This window comes from Binatus sp. (SeqCode) (assembly GCF_036522015.1).
In the GTDB taxonomy this organism is placed as follows: domain Bacteria; phylum Desulfobacterota; class Binatia; order Binatales; family Binataceae; genus Binatus.
In genome coordinates this window covers 1-2998 of the sequence record NZ_DATDGQ010000286.1, presented here as the reverse complement: position 1 = coordinate 2998, position 2998 = coordinate 1, and the positions used below count along the sequence as shown (strand labels likewise).

5 protein-coding genes are annotated in these 2998 nt (G+C 60.6%); all 5 read right to left on the bottom strand.

The genetic code is table 11. The annotated features are described in order from the left end of the window. Positions 1-353, bottom strand: a 353-nt coding sequence (locus tag VIW95_RS12285) for a CDP-alcohol phosphatidyltransferase family protein (protein ID WP_331586865.1), incomplete at its 3' end; no start/stop codon positions are given. Continuing rightward, positions 350-1048, bottom strand: a complete 699-nt coding sequence (locus tag VIW95_RS12280) for a phosphatidylserine decarboxylase (protein ID WP_331586863.1) — start codon at positions 1046-1048, stop codon at positions 350-352. The genes VIW95_RS12280 and VIW95_RS12285, both read right to left, overlap by 4 nt. Before the next feature lie 6 nt (positions 1049-1054). Then, positions 1055-2071, bottom strand: coding sequence for a ketol-acid reductoisomerase (gene ilvC / locus VIW95_RS12275; RefSeq protein WP_331586861.1), 1017 nt, complete (start codon positions 2069-2071; stop codon positions 1055-1057). A gap of 32 nt (positions 2072-2103) precedes the next feature. After that, a complete protein-coding gene (ilvN, locus tag VIW95_RS12270; protein WP_331586859.1) occupies positions 2104-2634 on the bottom strand; it encodes an acetolactate synthase small subunit in 531 nt (176 codons plus the stop codon). A gap of 39 nt (positions 2635-2673) precedes the next feature. Then, positions 2674-2904 (bottom strand): hypothetical protein, encoded by a 231-nt coding sequence (locus VIW95_RS12265; RefSeq protein ID WP_331586857.1) that lies wholly within the window; start codon positions 2902-2904, stop codon positions 2674-2676. Positions 2905-2998 lie beyond the last annotated feature (94 nt).

The window sequence follows — 2998 nt, the reverse complement described above, 5'->3', positions numbered from 1 at the left end:
CACGAATACGCCAGCATCGCCGGTGCGACGCCGAACGCGACTACGTCGGAAAGGCTGTCGTACTCGACGCCGAATTGGCTCGAGGTACGCGATGCGCGTGCGATGCGTCCGTCGAGTCCGTCGCACACGAAGGCAATCACGATCATCACGGCCGCGACCTCGAAGTGTCCGCTCACCGCGGAGACCATCGAATAGAAGCCGGACAGCAGGCCGATCGAAGTGATTGTCGCAGGCACCAAAAAAACGCCGCGACGCAGCGGGCCGTCAGCTTTGAGACCCGGCGCGCCGGCCTGACCGGAGTAGAGCTCCATCCGAAGACGCTCTTCGCGCGAGCGGCGGGAATTGCGGCTCATTGCTCGATTGCTCCGATGACCGATTCTCCGGCGCGGACCCGTTGCCCAAGCGATACGGTGACCCGGTACTCGGGCGGAAAAAAATGATCGACGCGGCTGCCGAACATAATCAGACCGATCCGCTGACCTGCTTGTATTCTATCACGCGCGCGCAGCCTGCAAACTATCCGCCGCGCCAGGTATCCGGCCACCTGCATCATGCCGAACATGCGCCCGGCCGCGTCGGTCATAGCAATCAGGGTGCGTTCGTTGTGCTCGCTGGCGTCGTCGCGAAACGCAGCGCGAAACTCGCCCGCGGTGTGCTCGACCATCGTGACTTCGCCGCCCACCGGCGCGCGGTTCACGTGGACGTTGAGCGGAGACATGAAAACCGACACGCGATGGCAACGGTTGCCGGCCGAGCCGGGAAAAGAAACATCGGAGATGTCAGTCACCTTGCCGTCGGCGCCTGAAATTACGACGTTTTCGGTACGAGCCGGATAACGATCGGGATCGCGAAAGAAAAGCGCAATCGGAATCGCGAGGATTACTATGATCGCACCGATCGACTTGAGGCCAATCGCAATCAGTATGATTCCGAATACCGCCAGTGCGAGCGACAGCGCCGCGCCTTCGGTCGCGATTCCAATAGCGCCGGCGATGCGCGCGAGGACGGCGCCCGGCGCCGGGCGCCCGCTGTCGGTTTCGCCAGCCACGTCGGCCTAGTTCTTCGACTTATCGACCAGCCGGTCGCTCGCGAGCCACGGCATGAACGCGCGCAGCTTGCGCCCGACTTCTTCAACCGGATGCGAGCTGGCTTCCTTGCGCAGCTCGCGGAAACGCGGCAGCCCCGCCTTATAGTCGCCGATCCATTCGTTGGCGAACTTGCCCGACTGAATGTCCGCGAGAATTTGCTTCATCGCCTCGCGCGACTGCTTGCCAATAACCTTGGTGCCGCGCGTCATGTCGCCGTACTCGGCGGTGTTGCTGATCGAATAGCGCATGTTCGAAATTCCGCCCTCGTAGATCAGGTCCACGATCAACTTAACTTCGTGCAGCGTCTCGAAGTACGCCATCTCGGGCGCATAACCAGCTTCGACCAGCGTCTCGTAACCGGCGCGAATCAGTTCGGTCAGTCCGCCGCACAGAACGGATTGCTCGCCAAACAGGTCAGTTTCGGTTTCCTCCCTGAACGAGGTTTCGATGATCGCAGCGCGTCCGCCGCCGATCGCGCTGCCGTATGCGAGGCCGACCTTCGCGGTGTCGCCCGACGGATCCTGCTCCACTGCGAGCAGGCACGGCACGCCGCGGCCCTTGGTGTACTCGGATCGCACAAGATGACCGGGTCCCTTCGGTGCGATCATGAAGACGTTGACGTCAGCCGGCGGCTTGATGAATTTGAAATGGATGTTGAAGCCGTGTCCGAAGGCCAGGTACTTGCCCTTGGTCAGATGAGGCGCAATCTCGGCTTCGTAAATCTCCGAGCCCATCTCGTCCGGCACCAGCACCATGATTACATCGGCGCGCCTGGCGGCCTCGGCGGTGTCGAACACCGGCAGGCCCTGCTTGGTGGCCTTTTTGCGCGACGGCGACTTGGCGCCGAGCCCGACGCAGACGTCCATTCCGCTGTCGCGCAGGTTGAGTGCATGCGCGTGTCCCTGGCTTCCAAAGCCAATGACCGCGATCTTCTTGCCCTTGAGCGCGGACAAGTCCGCGTCGCGGTCGTAGTAAACCTTCATTTGAATGTTCTCCCGAATTTCCCGCTGTCAGATTATTCAGCTTCGCGCGCCCGCCGACTTTGATGATTGTCGTGATTGAGCTGGACCGCGCGCGCCATCGCAACCTTGCCCGATCGCACCACTTCCTTGATTCCGAGCGGCCGCACGATCGCGATGAACGCCTTGATCTTCTCGTCATCGCCTGTCAGCTCGACGGTGATCGCGCGCGGACCGATATCGATCACGTGCGCGCGAAACGCGGCGACGATCGAGTCGAGCTCGGAGCGCGTGCGCTCGTCCACCGACACCTTGACGATCACCATCTCGCGCTCGATGGTCTCGACGTCCTTGAAGTCGGTAATCTTGATCACCGACACGAGCTTGTTGAGCTGCTTGTTGATCTGCTCGACGATCTGATCGTCGCCGGTAGTGACCAGCACAATCCTGGAGACCGTCGGATCGAGCGGATCCTCGTTGACGGTCAGGGACTCGATGTTAAAGCCGCGGCCCGAAAAGAGTCCAGCCACGCGTGCGAGCACGCCGAATTCGTTTTCAACCAGAACCGATATCGTATGACTTGTCATGCGGTGGAGTGCGCGCGCTCATGGCCGGAACCCTTTGCGTCAGCGAGCCTCTTGTTGATAGCGGCCGAGAATCGCCATCATGCGGTCTTTCGAGGCCAGCTTAAGCTTCTGGATCCGCTTTTCTTCGATTTCCTCTTCAGTGGTCAGGTAGTGTTTGTGTCTAAAGACTTCGAGTTTTTGTTTGAGCGCTTGATGCTCCGTGTAGAGGGCTCTCAGGTCCTCGTCGTGGGTCAGATGCTGCCGAATGAGTTCTTCTTCTCGATGCTCCATACGCCCTCCGTGCCTATGCCTGCCGGATTTTTCGAAGTGGGCTTGAACGTAGCCTCCGGCGTCCTGATGTATAGCGGCTCAAGTGAAGCCGCTC